At 68.9% G+C, this 15,403-nt stretch carries 20 protein-coding genes and 1 pseudogene; 11 read left to right on the top strand and 10 right to left on the bottom strand.

Going from position 1 to position 15,403, the window contains the following annotated elements:
• Positions 1 to 11 precede the first annotated feature (11 nt).
• Both ACIRFL_RS31930 and ACIRFL_RS31925 read left to right on the top strand, forming a co-directional pair.
• Positions 12 to 932 (top strand): carbohydrate ABC transporter permease, encoded by a 921-nt coding sequence (locus ACIRFL_RS31930; protein WP_404035230.1) that lies wholly within the window; start codon positions 12 to 14, stop codon positions 930 to 932.
• 32 nt (positions 933 to 964) lie between these two features.
• Positions 965 to 1,801: a carbohydrate ABC transporter permease gene (locus tag ACIRFL_RS31925; protein WP_404035227.1), complete on the top strand. Its 837-nt coding sequence runs from the start codon at positions 965 to 967 to the stop codon at positions 1,799 to 1,801.
• Positions 1,802 to 1,873: 72 nt separating this feature from the next.
• On the opposite strand, the gene ACIRFL_RS31920 is transcribed toward ACIRFL_RS31925, so the two are convergent.
• Complete coding sequence (locus ACIRFL_RS31920) at positions 1,874 to 2,638, bottom strand: class I SAM-dependent methyltransferase (protein WP_404035224.1); 765 nt, start codon at positions 2,636 to 2,638, stop codon at positions 1,874 to 1,876.
• Positions 2,639 to 2,777: 139 nt separating this feature from the next.
• A complete protein-coding gene (locus ACIRFL_RS31915) occupies positions 2,778 to 3,671 on the bottom strand; it encodes a LysR family transcriptional regulator (RefSeq protein WP_404035221.1) in 894 nt (297 codons plus the stop codon).
• A 102-nt stretch (positions 3,672 to 3,773) separates the two neighbouring features.
• Between ACIRFL_RS31915 and ACIRFL_RS31910 the strand changes: the two genes are divergently transcribed.
• The 3 genes from ACIRFL_RS31910 to ACIRFL_RS31900 all read left to right on the top strand — a co-directional run bounded on the left by ACIRFL_RS31910 (position 3,774) and on the right by ACIRFL_RS31900 (position 6,705).
• Positions 3,774 to 4,880 (top strand): alcohol dehydrogenase catalytic domain-containing protein, encoded by a 1,107-nt coding sequence (locus tag ACIRFL_RS31910; RefSeq protein ID WP_404035218.1) that lies wholly within the window; start codon positions 3,774 to 3,776, stop codon positions 4,878 to 4,880.
• A 529-nt stretch (positions 4,881 to 5,409) separates the two neighbouring features.
• Positions 5,410 to 5,922 (top strand): GNAT family N-acetyltransferase, encoded by a 513-nt coding sequence (locus tag ACIRFL_RS31905; protein ID WP_404035216.1) that lies wholly within the window; start codon positions 5,410 to 5,412, stop codon positions 5,920 to 5,922.
• Positions 5,923 to 6,417: 495 nt separating this feature from the next.
• The gene (locus ACIRFL_RS31900) at positions 6,418 to 6,705 is read left to right on the top strand and encodes a hypothetical protein (RefSeq protein WP_404035213.1); all 288 of its coding nucleotides are present in this window, start codon (positions 6,418 to 6,420) and stop codon (positions 6,703 to 6,705) included.
• Between the two features lie 2 nt (positions 6,706 to 6,707).
• On the opposite strand, the gene ACIRFL_RS31895 is transcribed toward ACIRFL_RS31900, so the two are convergent.
• Together ACIRFL_RS31895 and ACIRFL_RS31890 are read right to left on the bottom strand one after the other, a co-directional pair.
• Complete coding sequence (locus tag ACIRFL_RS31895; protein WP_404035210.1) at positions 6,708 to 7,013, bottom strand: hypothetical protein; 306 nt, start codon at positions 7,011 to 7,013, stop codon at positions 6,708 to 6,710.
• Positions 7,014 to 7,034: 21 nt separating this feature from the next.
• The gene (locus ACIRFL_RS31890; protein ID WP_404035207.1) at positions 7,035 to 7,217 is read right to left on the bottom strand and encodes a GNAT family acetyltransferase; all 183 of its coding nucleotides are present in this window, start codon (positions 7,215 to 7,217) and stop codon (positions 7,035 to 7,037) included.
• Between the two features lie 588 nt (positions 7,218 to 7,805).
• Here ACIRFL_RS31890 and ACIRFL_RS31885 point away from each other — a divergent pair.
• The 3 genes from ACIRFL_RS31885 to ACIRFL_RS31875 are packed head-to-tail and all read left to right on the top strand — an operon-like array spanning position 7,806 to position 8,895.
• Entirely contained in the window at positions 7,806 to 8,201 is a 396-nt protein-coding gene (locus ACIRFL_RS31885) for a hypothetical protein (RefSeq protein ID WP_404035204.1), read from the top strand.
• Positions 8,202 to 8,230: 29 nt separating this feature from the next.
• Positions 8,231 to 8,575, top strand: a complete 345-nt coding sequence (locus tag ACIRFL_RS31880) for a DUF6247 family protein (RefSeq protein WP_404035201.1) — start codon at positions 8,231 to 8,233, stop codon at positions 8,573 to 8,575.
• Complete coding sequence (locus ACIRFL_RS31875; protein ID WP_404035199.1) at positions 8,572 to 8,895, top strand: hypothetical protein; 324 nt, start codon at positions 8,572 to 8,574, stop codon at positions 8,893 to 8,895. The genes ACIRFL_RS31880 and ACIRFL_RS31875 overlap by 4 nt, the downstream gene beginning before the upstream one ends.
• A gap of 339 nt (positions 8,896 to 9,234) precedes the next feature.
• Here the strand turns inward: ACIRFL_RS31875 and ACIRFL_RS31870 are convergent, their stop codons facing one another.
• Positions 9,235 to 9,957, bottom strand: a complete 723-nt coding sequence (locus ACIRFL_RS31870) for an SDR family NAD(P)-dependent oxidoreductase (protein WP_404035196.1) — start codon at positions 9,955 to 9,957, stop codon at positions 9,235 to 9,237.
• Positions 9,958 to 10,066: 109 nt separating this feature from the next.
• A complete protein-coding gene (locus tag ACIRFL_RS31865; protein WP_404035193.1) occupies positions 10,067 to 10,318 on the bottom strand; it encodes a hypothetical protein in 252 nt (83 codons plus the stop codon).
• A 65-nt stretch (positions 10,319 to 10,383) separates the two neighbouring features.
• On the opposite strand from ACIRFL_RS31865, the gene ACIRFL_RS31860 reads away from it, so the two are divergent.
• Positions 10,384 to 10,719, top strand: coding sequence for a GH36 C-terminal domain-containing protein (locus ACIRFL_RS31860; RefSeq protein ID WP_404035190.1), 336 nt, complete (start codon positions 10,384 to 10,386; stop codon positions 10,717 to 10,719).
• A 167-nt stretch (positions 10,720 to 10,886) separates the two neighbouring features.
• Here the strand turns inward: ACIRFL_RS31860 and ACIRFL_RS31855 are convergent, their stop codons facing one another.
• On the bottom strand, positions 10,887 to 12,101 hold the full coding sequence (locus tag ACIRFL_RS31855) for an amidohydrolase family protein (RefSeq protein ID WP_404035187.1): 1,215 nt from the start codon (positions 12,099 to 12,101) through the stop codon (positions 10,887 to 10,889).
• A gap of 102 nt (positions 12,102 to 12,203) precedes the next feature.
• Here ACIRFL_RS31855 and ACIRFL_RS31850 point away from each other — a divergent pair, with 102 nt between their 5' ends.
• Entirely contained in the window at positions 12,204 to 12,671 is a 468-nt protein-coding gene (locus ACIRFL_RS31850) for a MarR family winged helix-turn-helix transcriptional regulator (RefSeq protein ID WP_404035185.1), read from the top strand.
• Positions 12,672 to 12,849: 178 nt separating this feature from the next.
• Here the strand turns inward: ACIRFL_RS31850 and ACIRFL_RS31845 are convergent, their stop codons facing one another.
• From ACIRFL_RS31845 to ACIRFL_RS31835, 3 genes and pseudogenes are all read right to left on the bottom strand, one after another.
• On the bottom strand, positions 12,850 to 12,987 hold the full coding sequence (locus tag ACIRFL_RS31845) for a hypothetical protein (protein WP_404035182.1): 138 nt from the start codon (positions 12,985 to 12,987) through the stop codon (positions 12,850 to 12,852).
• 28 nt (positions 12,988 to 13,015) lie between these two features.
• Positions 13,016 to 13,318 (bottom strand): annotated as a pseudogene (locus tag ACIRFL_RS31840) (NAD(P)H-binding protein); the annotation flags it as partial.
• A gap of 175 nt (positions 13,319 to 13,493) precedes the next feature.
• On the bottom strand, positions 13,494 to 14,426 hold the full coding sequence (locus tag ACIRFL_RS31835; RefSeq protein ID WP_404035179.1) for an alpha/beta hydrolase family protein: 933 nt from the start codon (positions 14,424 to 14,426) through the stop codon (positions 13,494 to 13,496).
• A gap of 265 nt (positions 14,427 to 14,691) precedes the next feature.
• Here ACIRFL_RS31835 and ACIRFL_RS31830 point away from each other — a divergent pair, with 265 nt between their 5' ends.
• Complete coding sequence (locus ACIRFL_RS31830) at positions 14,692 to 15,312, top strand: TetR/AcrR family transcriptional regulator (protein ID WP_404035176.1); 621 nt, start codon at positions 14,692 to 14,694, stop codon at positions 15,310 to 15,312.
• The last annotated feature ends 91 nt before the right edge of the window (positions 15,313 to 15,403 follow it).

Here is a 15,403-nt window from a genome sequence, read left to right as displayed (position 1 = left end):
TCGCCGCCCTGTTGCTCTCACCCACTTTTCTCGTCCTGGCCCTGGTCATCGGCTACCCGCTGGTCTCCGCGGTGCGCGTGTCCCTCTATCAGCGTGGAGAAGGACTCGACGCGAACGGCTTCGTCATCAACGGCGAGCACTTCGTCGGGTTGCGCAACTACACCGACGCGTTCACCGGTGCCGGCGGCTCCCGATTCTGGAACGCCTTGGGAAACACCACCTTCTTCACGGTCACCACCGTGGCCCTCGAAGCGGTCATCGGGCTGGCCATGGCCCTGGTCATGCATCATGCGCTGCGCGGCCGTGCCCTCGTGCGCGCCAGCATCCTCGTACCGTGGGCGGTTCCCACCGCCGTGTCCGGCCTGCTCTGGCGATGGGTCTTCGACGCCAACGGCATCGCCAACAACCTCCTGGGGCAGCAGATCCTGTGGTCCGCGGACGGCTGGCCGGCCAAGTGGGCCGTCGTCATCGCCGACACCTGGAAGACGGCCCCCTTCATCGGCCTGCTCACGCTCGCCGGCCTCCAGCTCATACCCGCCGAACTCCACGAGGCGGCCCGGGTGGACGGTGCGAATGCCTGGGTCCAGTTCCGAAAGATCACGCTGCCGCTGGTCAAGCCGGCCCTCCTTGTTGCCGTGCTGTTCCGCCTCCTCGACGTGCTGCGCCTGTTCGACCTGCCCTACCTGCTGGTGGGGAACCAGAAATACTCGGTGCAGACGCTGTCCGTGCTCGCCTTCAACGAAGCCAACAACCTGCATTACGGACCTGCCGCCGCCTACGCCACACTGCTGTTCCTGTACGTCGTCATCGTCGCGTACGCGTTCGTCAAGATCCTCGGCACCGATCTCATCGCCGAAGCGCGCACCAAGAATCCGGCGCGTCGGCCCCGGCCGGCAACGCGCTCGCTCGCAGGAAGGGGAACTCCCGCATGACCACCCTTGCGACGGGCCGGCCCAGAAGGAGAGTGCGTGCCACGCGTTCGAGTGTCGCGGCCGTCGTCCGCTCCTTCGGCATGGCCGTCATCGTTGTCTACTGCCTGGCGCCGTTCTACTGGATGGCGGTCTCCGCGTTCCGCCGGCCCTCGGACCAGTTCCAGCTCTCCGCCCTGCCCAGGCCATGGTCCACCGCGAACTTCCGCGCGGTCTTCAAGCCCGGTGTCGGGTTCGGACGCGCCCTGCTCAACAGCCTCATCGTGGCGGGCATCACCACAGTCATCACCCTGGTGATCGGTACCCTTGCGGCCTATGCCCTGGCACGGCTGGAGTTCCGCTTCAAGAACCTGGTCGCGGCCGTCATCATCGCGACATCCATGTTCCCACCGATCTCCATCGTCGTGCCGTTGCTGAAGCTCTTCACCGACATCGCATGGATCAACACCTACCAGGCCATGATCGTGCCGAGCCTGTCGTTCGCCCTTCCCCTGGCCGTCTGGTACTTGGCGTCGTTCTTCCGCCAACTCCCCACCGAACTGGAACAAGCGGCGATGATCGACGGATGCACCAGGGGTCAAGCCTTCCGTAAGGTCATCCTCCCGCTCGCCGCACCCGGCGTGTACACCACCGCGATCATCACCTTCATCGCCGCCTGGAACGACTTCATCATCGCGCTTTCCATGGTCAACAAGAAGGACATGCAAACAGCCACTGTCGCCATCTCCCGCTTCACCGGCGCCTACGGCTTCGACCAGCCCTACGGAACACAAATGGCGGCCGGGGTCGTCGTCACCGTCCCTCTCGTCATCGCCGTCCTGCTCTTCCAGCGGCGCATCGTCGCCGGCCTGACCGCAGGAGGACTCAAGTAAGCGCTGGGGCAGGGGGCTTGGGGAGGGCCTTCGATGCCCCGTCTGCCCGGCGCCGTGTGGTGCGCACGCTCCCTAGGGCATTCCGGGAGGTACGGGCTCCGCGGTACCGCGCCGCGCCACGAACACGAACTCCCTGCCCGGCCGGTCGGGTGCGTCGCGTACGTCCTCGACGACGAAGCCGTGCTCGTGCAAGTCCCGCTCGATCTCCGTACGTTCACGGAAGCGAAGTGTCGATTCCGAGGTCAGTACCTCCCCGTCCGCTGCGAACACGTGCGTACCCCGGAAGCTCACCAGCGGCAGGCTCACGTCCGTCAGCTCGGCCCAGGTCTCGACGTGGCCGACTCCCGGGATGTCCGTCATGCGGTACGTGGTCTCGCGTGACCACTCCGCCCACTCCTCCCAGACGCGGCGCGCCGGATCGCGTGTCTCGAAGACAAGCCGCCCGCCAGGTCGCAACGCCTCGTACGCGCCGCGCAGCGTCGTACGCCACGCCTGCGGATCGGCGATCGCCTGGGCGACGTTCCCGGTCATCGTCACCAGGTCGATCTGCAGGGGCGGCAGGTCCCCGGCGTCGCCGTCGAGCCAGCGCACCCGCTCCGCGCCCGGCTTGCCACGCGCGACGTCGACGGACGCCCGCGCCGGATCGATCCCGGTGACCGTGATCCCGCGCCCGGCGAGCAGCAGCGCGAACACGCCCGTACCGCACCCGATGTCCAGCACGGACCGGGCCTCGAACTCCTCCGCCATCGCGAGATACGCGTCGAGATCGCTGCGGTCCGGATCGAGTGGGTCGTAGATGGCGGCGAGGCGCGGATGTCCGAAAGCTGCGTCAACCATGGAGGTGAACGTATGTGGCCCCGAGCCCGCGCGGCCACTGTTTTTTCGGGTTACGGCGCCGAGCGGGCGCGGCGAAGTGCGCCGCTGGTTCCGGCGCCCCTATCGGGCACGGCCGTACCGATCGCTCCGGCGGCATGTGTCAGACGGTCGAAGTGATCGCTCGGGTGACGGCGGTGATCGCCGGGGTGGGGCGGCCGGGGAGGCGCGCCACGAGAACACGGCGGATCTCAGGGGGCGCGCCTTCGACGTGTAGCAGGCTCACTCCGGGCGGTAGCACCGGCGAGAGCCGGGACGGCACCGTCGTCACCCCGAAGCCGCCGGCGACCAGGTGGAGTTTCGTCAGCCAGTCGCGTGCGCGGTGGACGATGCGCGGCCGTCCGGGCAGGCCGGGCCAGACGCCGAGCAGTGGCTCGGAGTTCGACGACGGGGTGGCGATCCACGCGGCGTCGACCAGTTCGTCGACATGCACCGTGGTGCGGCCGGCGAACTTCCCGGTCGAAGGCGTCGCCAGGACCAGTTCGGTGTCCAGAGCGGTCTCGACATGCAGGCGCGGCGACTCGCTGTCCAGGGGCCGGTGGGGCGGGCGGGACGACAGCACCGCGAGGTCGATCGAGCCCGCCCGCAGCGCCCGGATCAGGGCGGGCGTGGTGCCCTCGGTCGTCGTGACCGTGATCTGCGGATCGGTGGCCGTGAGGCGGGTGAGCGCGGCGGGCAGGATGACGGCGCCGGCGCTCAGGAACAGTCCCAGCCGCACCGGTTCGGTCCGTGGGACGGTGCCGGTGAGGTCGGACTCGGCCGCCGCGAGGCAGTCCAGGATGGTGCGGGCGTGGCGCAGCAGGGTCAGACCCGCGGGGGTGAGCCGGACCCCGTCGGGTCGGCGGTCGAACAGGGTGGTGCCCGCGCTCCGTTCGAGGGAGGCGGCCTGTCGTGAGACCGCCGACTGCGTGTAGCCGAGCCTGGCGGCTGCCGCGGTGAAGCTGCCGGATTCCGCGATCTGCTGCAGGACCCGCAGACCCGTACTGGAGATGTCCATGCGTCATACGCATACCACGGATGCGGGATCGTCGCTTCCCGCATGATCGTCGGACTCCTAGTGTCGATGCCGAAGGACCTGGACGAACATGGAGGTCATCGCATGCGAGCAGCAGTACTGACGCGGTTCGGCGCCCCGCTCACGGTGCGGGAGATGCCCGACCCCGAGGCCGGCGGCGGTGAGGTGGTGGTCGAGGTGCTGGCTGCCTGCGTTCCCCCGTACGCGGCCGAGGTGTTCAGCGGCGAACGGAAGTACCCGCTGGTCCCTCCCGTCGTGCCCGGGGTCGGCGGCGTGGGACGGATCGTCCATGTGGGTCCGGACGCCACCCGGCTGCGCCCCGGGGACCTGGTGTGGTGCGACTCCACGGTGCGCTCGCGGGACGACGCCCTGACGCCCGACATCACGCTTCAGGGCTGGAGCTCCCGTGGCGAGGGCGGCGCGCGGCTGGCCCGGCACCTGCACGACGGGGCGTTCGCCGAACTCATGCGGGTCCCGACGGAGAACGTCTTCCCGCTGCCCGCCGCCGCGGGGGACGACCCGGCCCGCTGGGCCGCGCTCACTGTGCACACCATCTCTTACGGCGGGCTGCTGGCAGGCGGGCTCGCGGCTGGTGAGACGCTGCTCGTCAGCGGGGCCACCGGCAACCTCGGCAGCAGTGCGGTCGCCGTCGCGCTCGCGATGGGGGCGGGCCGCGTGGTCGCGCCGGGTCGCAATCGGGCAGCGCTCGACCTTCTCGCCGACCGGTTCGGTCCGCGTGTACGCCCGGTGCAGTTGACCGGGGACGAGGCCGTCGACCGAGCGGCGATGTCCGCGGCCGGCGGCGGCCCGATCGACATGGTGATCGATCTGCTCCCGCCGAGCGCACCCAGCTCCGCGGTGCGTGTGGCGGCCATGGCCGTGCGCGAGTACGGACGTGTCGTCCTCATGGGCGGCATCGGCATGCTCGGTGGCGACGACCTCGCACTCCCGTACCCGTGGATCATGCGCAACTCCATCACCGTGCGCGGCCAGTGGATGTACCCGCGCACGGCGAACGCCGGCGTCATCCGGCTCCTCGCCTCCGGCACGCTGGACCTCGCACCCGAACAGGTCCGTACGTTCGGTCTCGATGCCGTCAACGACGCCATCGCGTACGCCGCCTCCCACGGCGGCCCGTTCGACCGCACCGCCCTCGACCCCACGGCAACCGTCAGGCCCCCGAGCAGGTGAGCACACAGACCGCGCCCACCGTACGGTCGAGCCGCATGAACGCGCTCACGATGCGGTCGTCACGCACGGGCCGGGCATCCTCCTCATCATCGGCGCCGGCAAGCCCGGCAGCGGCGCGCGTGCGTATGTCCTCGGGGACTCCGCGAAGGGTTTCAACGCCCTTAGCAAGGACGGCGCCGTCAGCAGGCAGATCGAACCCGGTGATTACTCTCGCTGCACTCCCACCACCTGGGCACGTACGGTCAGCGGTAGCGGTACCACGGGTACCGCCGGATCAACGGTTCGGCGTCCCTTGGGACAACGGTGGCGGAAGCTCGGAACGCTGTATGGTTGCTGTGTTCGTGTGCGATCAGGAATTGAGGACCGGGGAGGTGAGGTTGATGACCGCGCTCAGGGCCACCATGCGCAGCGCCCGGGTCTCCCTCGCGGCGTCCCGGGCTGTGGCCTGACCCTCATACCCTGCCCTCGTTGAGAGCGTGAGCTCGCGGGGAACCACACGGACCCCTCCTGAAAAGGATCTTCCATCGTCATGGGCGACACCTGGATCACGCGCGCCGAAACCGGCGCCGACATCCCTGCCATCCGCGACATCATCCTCGCCGCTTTCCCCACCGCCCTGGAGGCCGACCTCGTCGACGCTCTGCGCGCCGACCCGACCGCCTGGATCGAGGGCCTTTCCGTCGTCGCAGCGGACGAGGCCGGGCGCCCGGTGGGCTACGCCCTGCTGACCCGCTGCCACATCGACACCACACCGGCCCTGTGCCTGGCGCCGTGTGCCGTCCACCCGGAACGGCAGCGGACCGGTGCGGGCTCCGCGGCCGTCCGCGCGGCCCTGGCCGCAGCAAGGTCGCTGGGCGAGCACTATGTGGTCGTCCTCGGACACCCGTCGTACTATCCTCGGTTCGGGTTCGTCCGTGCCTCGGTACACGGCATCGGGGTGACCATCGACGTCCCGGACGACGCCCTGATGGCACTCAGCCTCGGCGCCAGCCATCCGCTCCCCAGCGGCACCGTCCGCTACGCGGCTGCGTTCGGTATCTGACCTCGCCTGTGCCCGGGGGAACGCCGAACTCCCCTGCGGCACGCCACACCGGGCGTCGGTCAGTACTCGTCGTGCTGCCTGCACTCAGGTTCTGGCTCACCTTCCGTGACATCGACGGTTGTCCCGGAGGGAGCGACGGCCACTCACTGTGACGCAGGAGCCGCTTGCCGCCGCCAGAGACGGCGGTCGGCCTTCGTCCGAGCTGCGTTGATGCTCCACGCCGTGGCAGCGCCTTTCCCATGGCGGACGAGAAAACACGTCGGCCGGCTGCCGCCGAGCTGCAACCATGTAGTTGTTTTCCATGCGGAGGGGGCCCTTGTTCGTTTTCGTCTGTGCGAGGTGCGATGCCGAGCTGACCGTCCCCTTGTTCCGGGTCTCCCTTCCGGCCCACGCCCGTCAGAAATACGGGAACGGGGTCCAGCTTCCGGTGCTCATGGAGTCAGGGACGTTCAAGGCGGCCGCCGACTGTGGCGACTCGCGTGAGATCATCCGTCCATGAGCAGCGAGTTGGAAGTGAGTGCTCTGGCGATCAATGTCACGATCCCGCAGGCGCTCCGCTGGACGGACACTCGACGCGGTGAAGCGTTCACACTGACCACACTCAACGTCCGGCTTCTCCGGGACGGTCACCTCGCCGTGAAAGCCTATGGCCGGCCAGTCGGTGGTGGTCGGGGCGCGTATGTCTCGTTCCCTGTCCCCGACAGACCCGAACTGGCGGCCCTGGTCGCCGACGCGGCCAGCCGTGCGGGGGCGCTGTGGGCCGCCCATCGGGGTCTCGGCTGATCTCAGTTCGACGCGATGGCGGACGGCGGCGGTTCCGGACTTCGCCCTCCGGGCGTGGCCTGGGCGCATGTGCTCGGCGCCCAGTCATGGATCACACCGATCTCCACACCGGCATCACGGGCGATGTCCTCGGGCGCCACGCCGACGCTCCAGGCGACGAGAACGGCGCGCCGTAGCTCTTCCGCACGCGTCTCCAATCCGATCTCGGCTGCCTCCGCGGACGCGGCCATCAAGGCGGCCGCGTCCTCGGTCAGCCGTTGTCCCGCCTGGCGCACCGCCTGGCGGGCTTCTTCTCGCAGATCGTTCACCGTCTGCCTCCAGGAAGTCGGTCAGCTCCGTGCAGACGAACGGGCCAGCTTGACGCTCAGCCACAGCAGGCTCACCGGCATCCCGATGCCGCATGCGTCGGCCACGGCGAGGATCGCGGGTTCGGCGACCGGCAGCAACTGCCGCAGACCACGCGCGGTCACGGCGGGAACAGGGAAGCGGGGCAGTGCGATGGTGATCGTCATGACGCACCTCCACCTGATCGGCACCCGCAGGCGGGCCGGCGGCGAACATGATCACTGCCCGGGTCGAGACAGCCGTCAGACGGCGGCACGATGGCCGCCGGGCGCCTCAGGTGCAACGGAATGGGAGCTGGGACTACTGCTGCAGGAACTCATCCCGTTCACCTCCTCGCGCTAGCAGCGGTCACATCACACAAGGGTGCAACATACCCTCTCAAACAGTACGCCCCCTGACCGCCCGCCGGAACCACCCCGACAAGCGATACTCCCGGCAAGGGGTGCTCACTTATTGAAACCGCGTCCGGACTGTCAGTGACGACACCGTACTGGTTCCGCCCACTCCGGGGGCGCTTGCTCGACGGCCGGCCGAAGGCGCATACGGCTGATCGTCCGGGAAGGAACGACCGCACCCCGGCGCCCAGTTGAGAATCACGGACGCCGACGGTATGCGGATCAGGTGCTTCGCCACCCACACCACCGGCCGGCCCAACGCCGAGCTCGCCACGCCGGCCGCGGCTCCGTCTCCACCAACTGCGACTCAGAACACTGAGAGATACTGTGGACTGTGAGACCACAGTATCATTATCTACAGTGTTGCAAACCGTGGTCTGCGGTGCCATGCTGACAGGCATGTCGGCGAAGCAGCACGAGGACGACCAGGACCCCGACGTGCAGAGGGTCCGCAATACCCGCGCCGAGATCACCCGCGCGGAAAAGCAGCTCGCCAAGCTCCGTGAACAACTGGAAGACGACGTTCGTGCCGCCGTCACCGCACCCGTCGGCGAAAAGCTCCCGTACGGACGGGTCGCCAGGCTTGCCCGCATGCTGGGCTACAAGGACTCCAGCATGATCTACACCCTGCGTGACAACAGCCTCGCCCGTGCCGGACAGCGGTTCACACAAAGCGCCGCCGAGGACAACAAGAAGCCATCTACCGAAGAGCCTGACGGCACTGCCCCAGGCCGGACGAAGCCAACCGCCGCCTGACCGACCGCCGCGTAGGGGAACTGCCGTTCATGACTACCGCCACCTTCGGCTCTGGAGCCGTGCCCCCCATGCCCGACAGGACACCAAAAGCGCTCCGCGCCGCCATCGCCCAGCATGCGCCGCAACTCCTCGTCGACTTCGATCGACACTGGCGCCGTGACATCGCCGACGCTTACGACCTCGCGCCGGTCCCCGCCTTCATGGCCCGCTGGTGGGGCGAGTTCGCCCTCGCCCGCGACCCCCAACTGGAAGCGAAGGTGCACGGCCTGGAGGACGAGGCCAGCCGAGAACCTGACTACGCCCGCGCCAAGTCACTCATTGAAGAAGCCGGACGCATTCGGCGCACGGCAGCGAAGGCAGAGCCCGGCCAGTGAGCGACGGTTTCATGGGGCCGCCCTGGCAGGCCGACTGGACCAAGGACGCGGAGGACAACCGAAACGCCCTCCCCGAAGAGGCACGTGTCTTGGTCGACGAAGCCCGCGCAGAACTCGTCACCGCCGCCGACCCGTACTTCCGGGGCATCGACAGCGACCGCGGCCTGCCAGGCGGAATGAGTGTCGAACCCGTCCAGTCCACCCGCCCCGGTGGCGAGCACATCATCTACTTCGGTCACGGCCGGGGGTGGCTCCGATACCACTTCACCCGCAGGCACACCGATCCTCAGATCGTGATCGATGAGTGTTTCTGGCAGTGAGTGCGCCAGCCGGCCTGACCCTGGGTCCATCACCGCCCCGCTCCCGCCAAGCCCGGGGACAGCGCTGTACGTACCGAGCGCTCCCTCATCTACTTTCAGGCACGAGCAAGAGATGGATGGCTGGGACGAGGGTGGTGACGGGGTGTGTGCTGCACTCCGGCTGGCGGAGCAGAGGTCAGTTCTTCAGGGTGGCCGTGGCCTGAACCCAGGCGGTGCGGCACGTTTCCGGGGCGGTGCCGGCTCCCCCAGCCGCGGTCCAACGCCGCGTACAGAGCCTCGTGACCGTCATGACTAAATCGGCCCGCCAAGAAAGCCCGTCGTCCACAACCGCGGTGGCTCTCATGCCCGTCGGCCGCCGTCGACCGACAGCGCGATTCCGGTGACGTAGGACGTCGCGTCCGAGCAGAGCCACACCGCGGTCGCCGCGGCCTCCTGTGGTGTGGCCATCCGGCCGAGCCGGGTGATCGCCTCCTGCATCGCGACCATGTCGGTGCCTGCCGCCACCCGCTCGAACCCGGGTGTGCGGGTCGGGCCGGGGCACACGGCGTTGACCCGGATGCCGTCCGGCGCGTAGTCGACGGCAGCGACCTTGGTGAGCCCGACGATCCCGTGTTTGGCGGCCACGTAGGCGGGGGCGTGCGGGATCGCGTACAGGCCGCCGTTGGAGGCGATGGTGACGATCGCGCCGCCGCCGCGACTCTGCAGAGCGGGCAGCTCGTACTTCATGCACAGGAAGGTTCCGGCCAGGTTGACGTGGACAACGCGCTCGAACTCGGCCAGGCCCATCTGGTCGAGCTGCCGGTGGTGTGAGGCCAGGCCGGCGTTGTTCACGGCGAAGTCGAGTCCGCCATAGGCAGCGACTGTGCGCTCGACAGCCATCCGCACGGAGCTTTCGTCGCCGATGTCGAGGGCGACGACCAGTGCTTCCCCGCCGCTCTCCTTGATCATCTCGGTGGTCTCGGTCGCTGTCGTCTCGTCGATGTCGGTGACGATGACGGTGGCGCCTTGCCCGGCCAGCTCGATCGCCGTCGCGCGGCCGATTCCGCTGCCGGCACCCGTCACCAGTCCGATCTTGCCAGTGGTTACTCATGTCGACCTTTCGAAGAAGCCACTCATGCGGTGCGGTCACGCCGGTGCCCCGGCGGCACGGGGCCCTCGCGTCAGTCTGCGATCAGCTGAGGGATACGACGATTCCGGTGCCGTGCTTGCCCGCCTCCGCCTCGTCCAGCAGCAGAGCGGCGAGGGTGGCCCGGGAAATCCTGGGAGGCAGCAGCGGGCGCCGCAGCTGTGCGAGCGGCACGACGTGGCGAGTGGGGCTGAGGGGACCGTCCGTGACATCCGGGGCGTGGAACACGGTGGCGCCGCCGTTCAGGGCGATCTGGTCGGCCTCGGCCTTTTCCGCCAGTTCCGAGCCGACGAACATCCGCATCACCATTAGGCGACCTGACCCAGTGGTCGCAGGAGGAACTTGCGGAAGGTGCCGCGCTGGTGGCCTCCTACAAGGCGGTACGCCACCTCATGCAGCACGGACGTCAGTACCGGCTGGCCGCGCCGCTCGGCGAATGCCCCACCATTGTGCAGTATCTCGCCGAGGACGCCGACGAGTTGCTGATTCTCACCTATCGGCACAGTCCCCGTTACGGCAGCCCGCTCCTGCCCGTCCGCCTGTGCGGCCTGCCACCGGGCGCGCGTTACCGGAACGCCGAGAGCGGCACCGTCCACCACTCCACCGTGCTCACCGAGTACGGACTGCACCTCGATCTGCCGACCGGAGACTGGGCCAGTGCGGCCGTGCACCTGGTCCGGATACAGAACGACAAGTGAGGGACCTGCCACGGCGTCCGGGGTCAGGGCCTGGCCGCGCGACCTCGGCCAAGGTGCCGCGGCTGGACCCGGGCGAGATCGGCGAGATCGTCCCGGGCAATGCCGACGACGCCGGCGAGGACAACCGGAACGTCGGCCGCATGGCGGTGCTCCTGGTCGGCCTGCCGTCATCCCGCCAGACGGGTGCCGCGGCGCCAGATGGCACGGGTGTTGAGGGTGTCGCTGATGTTGCTGGTCGGGTCGCCGTCGACCAGCAGAAGGTCGGCGCGAAGGCCCTCGGCGATACGGCCCCGGTCGCTGAGGCGGAAGCGGCGGGCTGTGGTCGCGGTGGCCGCGCGCAGGGCCCGTTCCGGTGTGAGGCCGGCCGCCACCAGGTAGTGCAGTTCGTGGTGCAGGCTCGCTCCGTGCGCCAGTCCCCCGAAGAACGTCTCGGGCATGGAGACGTCGGTGCCGGCCAGCACGTCGACGCCGGCGGCGTCCAGAGCACGCACGGTGTCGTACACGTCTTGGAGCCTGCCCTGTGGGTAGCGGTTGTAGCTGGAGCGCAGGGTCTGGTCCCACTTGCTGTCGAGGCGTGCGGCGACCCGGGGGTCGTCGGCGAGTGCGCTGCCGGTCTTCCCCATCATCGAGGCATTGAGAGTGATGCAGGGAATGACGAACATGCCCGCTTCTTTGATGAGGCCGATGATCTCGGCGGTGTGCGGCTGGTCCATGAACACATGGGTGACGCCGTCGATGCCGGCTTCGGCTGCCATCCTGGTGGCCTCCACGGTCAGCGCGTGGGCCACAGTGAGGGCGCCGTACTTCTTGGCTTCGGCGACGCCGGCGTTCACGGTGGCCTGGTCGAGCGAGGGCAGCCCGGGGTGTCCCTCCACGCTGCCGTCGTCGATCATGAATTTGATGAAGTCGGATCCCCGCGCGAGGAGTTGGGGCACGAAGGCGGCCGCTTCCTCGGGAGTGGTGGAGAACGGCATCAGGGGCATCACCGGGGGCAGATCCCACTTCGGCCGGAAGCCTTCGGGCATCAGTTCGCTCGGGTGACCACCGGGCGGTGTGATGGCGAAGCCGGAAGAGCGCACGTCGGCCACGGTGTCGTCGTCGGTGATGAGCCCCCGGTTCTCCCGTGTGTTCATCCCCTGCATCTCCAGTTCGGTCGTCACCCCGAACCGCAGGGCGAGCGCCAGGGAACCCGGAGCGGAGTGGACATGGGCGTCGATGAGTCCCGGCAGCAGTGTGGCGCCGCTGCCGTCGACGATCTCACTGCCTTGGGGAGCGTCGCCACCGACACGAGCGATCCTCCCGCCGTCGATGACCACGGTCCGGACGCCTACCGTCTTCTCTCCGTCGAAGATCTGCGCGTTGGTGATCGCGGTGAGCGCCATAGCGGTCCGCCTCGTTTCCTCGCTCGTTCAAGATTTACATACCAGATGCTATGTACTTGTCCGGCGATATGCAAATGGGCGGCCCTGGCCTAGACTCGGTACATGAGCAGCGCGTCCTTCTCCGAGCAGCCCTCCGACGACCCGGTGTTGGACCAGATCGGCCCGGCGCTGTCACGTCTGCGACGACGCGCACCTGCGTCGAGCAAGGACCTCTCCCGCAACCTGGTACTCAATGTGATCGCCGATGCGCCGGGCGAGACGACCGTCGGTGGGCTCGCTGCCGAGATGGGCGTCGCCCAGCCGGTGGCCAGCCGGACCGTCGCCGCCTGCATTGAGGACGGGCTGCTGCGCCGGACGGCGTCCCAGTCCGACGGACGCCGCACCGTGCTCGAACTCACCGAGCACGGCGAGGCCGAACGCAACCGCTTCGCCGCTGAACAGCGCAAGGCGTTCCTGGAGATCACCGCCGCCTGGTCGCCGGAGGAGCGGATCCAGTTCGCACATCTCTTGGCTCGATACGGAGCTGACGCCACCGCATGGTCCAGCAAGCAGGCCACAAGCCGCCGCTGAACGAGCAGCGCCCCTCGCCTCACGCCGCCCGGCCGGGTGGGCGATCGCGGACCACATGCGCGCCGGCCTCGTCACCGACGCCGCCGAACGCACCCGCGGCAGCCTCCGCCGGGGCGGCCCCGCACACCGACCACGCAGCCCGGCACGCCCCCTGTTGAGCACGCCGCTGGCCCCTCTTTCAGGCGGCCTTCGTGTCCGCGAGTTGGTCGGCGACGCTGCGGGGTTCCCGGCCCAGCAGCTCGGCGAGCAGCGGATCGACTCCGGCGAAGCGGCCTTCCCGGGCGGCCTGGAAGGTGGTCAGCGTCATCCGCGCCATGCCCTCCGGGGTGCCGGAGGCGACCTTAGAGGATGCGCCGGGCTCCTGCTGCGACGGCGGCCTCGATGCCGACGCGATGCAGGGCGACGGCACCGGCATGCGGATCGCTGGAGGAGACGAGCAGGACCTGCTCGGCTCCCTCGAAGGAGTGCCGCAACGCGGCCGGGTCCTCGTAGGAACCCTGGCGTACCCGCACGCCGCGGTCGGCGAAGTGCCGCGCCTTGCCGGCATCGCGGACACTGACGCCGATCTGCTCGGCGGGCACGCGCTTGAGAAGGTGCTCGACGGTGGTGCCGTTCAGCGCGCCGGTCGCACCGGTGACAACGATCATGATTTTTCCCTTGGCTGTCTACGCCGCCCCGGTGGGCGACGTCGTGGAACGAGCGGTCCTGGGGGCTGCTGGGTCAGCAGGAGGCATCGTCGTAGGGAAGGCCGTGAGTTGCGTACTCACGCCGGGCCAGCGGCACGTCGGGGCGAGATGCCCGCACCGATTGCGAGGGGTTTGGTCACTTCGAGTCGATGCTTCCCAGCGGGTCGACGGCCGCGGCCAGAGACCGACGGGCGGTGGGCCAGGCGTCGTTGTCGAGGCCCAGCGCGGTACGCAGGTACGCCAGCGTGGCGTTCTGGACGAGCGCGACACGCTCGGGGTTTTCGTCGGTGGTGCGTGTGTCGTGGGAGCCATGGATACCGCCGAGTCCGTGTTCCGCGCCGAACAGGGTCAGCAGATCGGTGACGCCCGGGCCGAGGCGGTAGCCGTCGGTGAACCAGTCCGGACCGCGCACCGTCAGCGGGGACTGGTCATGGTCACCGGCGACCATGAGGCTGGGCGTCTTCAACTCGGCGAAATCAGGGCTCATGAACGGGAAGTACTGGACCGCGAGCGGGCTCAGGTCGGCGCCGCCGGTACCGGGCAGGCACAGCAGTACCGCCGCCTTCACACGCGAGTCGCTCATGCTCTCACCGGGAATGCCGTCGGCGTCGACGACCCGTGCGCCCACGAGGGTGCTGGCGGTCTGTGCGCCCCAGGAATGTCCGGCGACCGCAATACGGTCACGGTCGATGCGGCCGGCCAGCCCCGGTACGCCGGCTTCGACGGTGTCGAGCTGGTCCAGGATCCCGGTCAGATCGCTGGTGCGGATACGCCAGATGAGCGGGTTGCGCGGGTCGTCGGGGAGCAGTCCCAGCGAGTCGAGATGGGTGGGCTGGATGACGACAAACCCGTGGGCGGCCCAGAAGCCGGCCAGCGGTGCGTAATCGTCCATGGTCAAGGTCATGCCGTGCGAGAAGACGATGACGGGCAGGTGGTGGCCGGTCGCCGGCGCTGTGACCCGTACCCGCAGGTCCTGGCCGCGGTCCGGGGCGGCCAGGGCGATGGGGCTGACAGAGATGACCGGGGCGGTGAAGTCGTTGCCGCCGTCGGCGTACGTGGTGTCGCTCATGAGGTGAATGCCTTTCTCAAACGGCCCAGTGAGCCCAGGCTGCGCGGCGTCTGGCACCACCAGTTATGTGGAGCGCCGCTCCGCTACACCATATGGAGCATCGCTCCGCTTTGCAAGCGGGGGTGCCCACAGGGGCAAAGGTCCTTGCCCAGCAGACACGGGTGACGGCCAGGACGCGCCACGGTCTGGCATGATGCAACCGGAGCAACACTCCACATCAATCTGCAGAGCATCGCTCCGCTCGACGAGGCTGGAGGTTCCCGCAGTGTCATCGGCTGAGTCGCCGCAGGCCGTGGTCGGCCGGCGCAAGCGCTCGGACGCGCGCCGCAACGCACAGACCCTTCTCGACGCCGCCGCGGCCGTGTTCGTGCGCGCCGGGATCGACGCGCCGGTGCGGGACATCGCCGCGGAGGCCGGCGTCGGCATGGGGACCCTCTATCGCCACTTCCCCACCCGCTCCGACCTGGTCGTCGCGGTCTTCCGCCACCAACTCGACGCGCTCGCCGCGCCACAGCCCACCGCTCCCGGCCGGACTCCCGAAACCCCCTACGAGGCCCTTCGGGCATGGGTGGCCCGGTTCACCGACTTCCTGGTCACCAAGCACGGCCTGGCCGAGGCCCTGCAATCCGACCAGGCAGGCTACGAAAGCCTGCACGCCGAGTTCGTCCACCGCTTGGTCCCGGTGCTCGATCAGCTGCTGCGGGCGTCCGCGGACGCCGGCCAGACGCGTGCGGACGTACGCCCCCTGGACCTGATGATCGCCGTCGGCAACCTGTGCATCGGAGCGGGGACGTTCCCCGACTACCGCGCCCGCCACATGGTCGACGTCCTCCTCGCGGGCCTCGCACGACCCGCTCCGGCTCGGACGGGCAGCGAGCCCGCCTAGGCCCAATGCCGGTGACTTAGGTGGTGTTCGGTCTGGAGATCGTGAGGACTGCCGTGGTTGGTGGTGGCGCATCGCGGTGCTCGGCTCGCTT

This window comes from Streptomyces sp. NPDC102462 (assembly GCF_044765425.1).
Taxonomy (GTDB): domain Bacteria; phylum Actinomycetota; class Actinomycetes; order Streptomycetales; family Streptomycetaceae; genus Streptomyces.
Note: the sequence above shows the minus strand (reverse complement) of the source record. Positions and strands in the feature narration are given on the sequence as shown.

Excerpts from the sequence above, each read along its gene's own strand:
- ACIRFL_RS31920 (WP_404035224.1), bottom strand. The coding sequence starts at position 2,638 with ATGGTTGACGCAGCTTTCGGACATCCGCGCCTCGCCGCCATCTACGAC.
- ACIRFL_RS31915 (WP_404035221.1), bottom strand. The coding sequence starts at position 3,671 with ATGGACATCTCCAGTACGGGTCTGCGGGTCCTGCAGCAGATCGCGGAA.
- ACIRFL_RS31910 (WP_404035218.1), top strand. The coding sequence starts at position 3,774 with ATGCGAGCAGCAGTACTGACGCGGTTCGGCGCCCCGCTCACGGTGCGG.
- ACIRFL_RS31905 (WP_404035216.1), top strand. The coding sequence starts at position 5,410 with ATGGGCGACACCTGGATCACGCGCGCCGAAACCGGCGCCGACATCCCT.
- ACIRFL_RS31900 (WP_404035213.1), top strand. The coding sequence starts at position 6,418 with ATGAGCAGCGAGTTGGAAGTGAGTGCTCTGGCGATCAATGTCACGATC.
- ACIRFL_RS31890 (WP_404035207.1), bottom strand. The coding sequence starts at position 7,217 with ATGACGATCACCATCGCACTGCCCCGCTTCCCTGTTCCCGCCGTGACC.
- ACIRFL_RS31880 (WP_404035201.1), top strand. The coding sequence starts at position 8,231 with ATGACTACCGCCACCTTCGGCTCTGGAGCCGTGCCCCCCATGCCCGAC.
- ACIRFL_RS31865 (WP_404035193.1), bottom strand. The coding sequence starts at position 10,318 with ATGTTCGTCGGCTCGGAACTGGCGGAAAAGGCCGAGGCCGACCAGATC.
- ACIRFL_RS31855 (WP_404035187.1), bottom strand. The coding sequence starts at position 12,101 with ATGGCGCTCACCGCGATCACCAACGCGCAGATCTTCGACGGAGAGAAG.
- ACIRFL_RS31850 (WP_404035185.1), top strand. The coding sequence starts at position 12,204 with ATGAGCAGCGCGTCCTTCTCCGAGCAGCCCTCCGACGACCCGGTGTTG.
- ACIRFL_RS31845 (WP_404035182.1), bottom strand. The coding sequence starts at position 12,987 with ATGGCGCGGATGACGCTGACCACCTTCCAGGCCGCCCGGGAAGGCCGC.
- ACIRFL_RS31835 (WP_404035179.1), bottom strand. The coding sequence starts at position 14,426 with ATGAGCGACACCACGTACGCCGACGGCGGCAACGACTTCACCGCCCCG.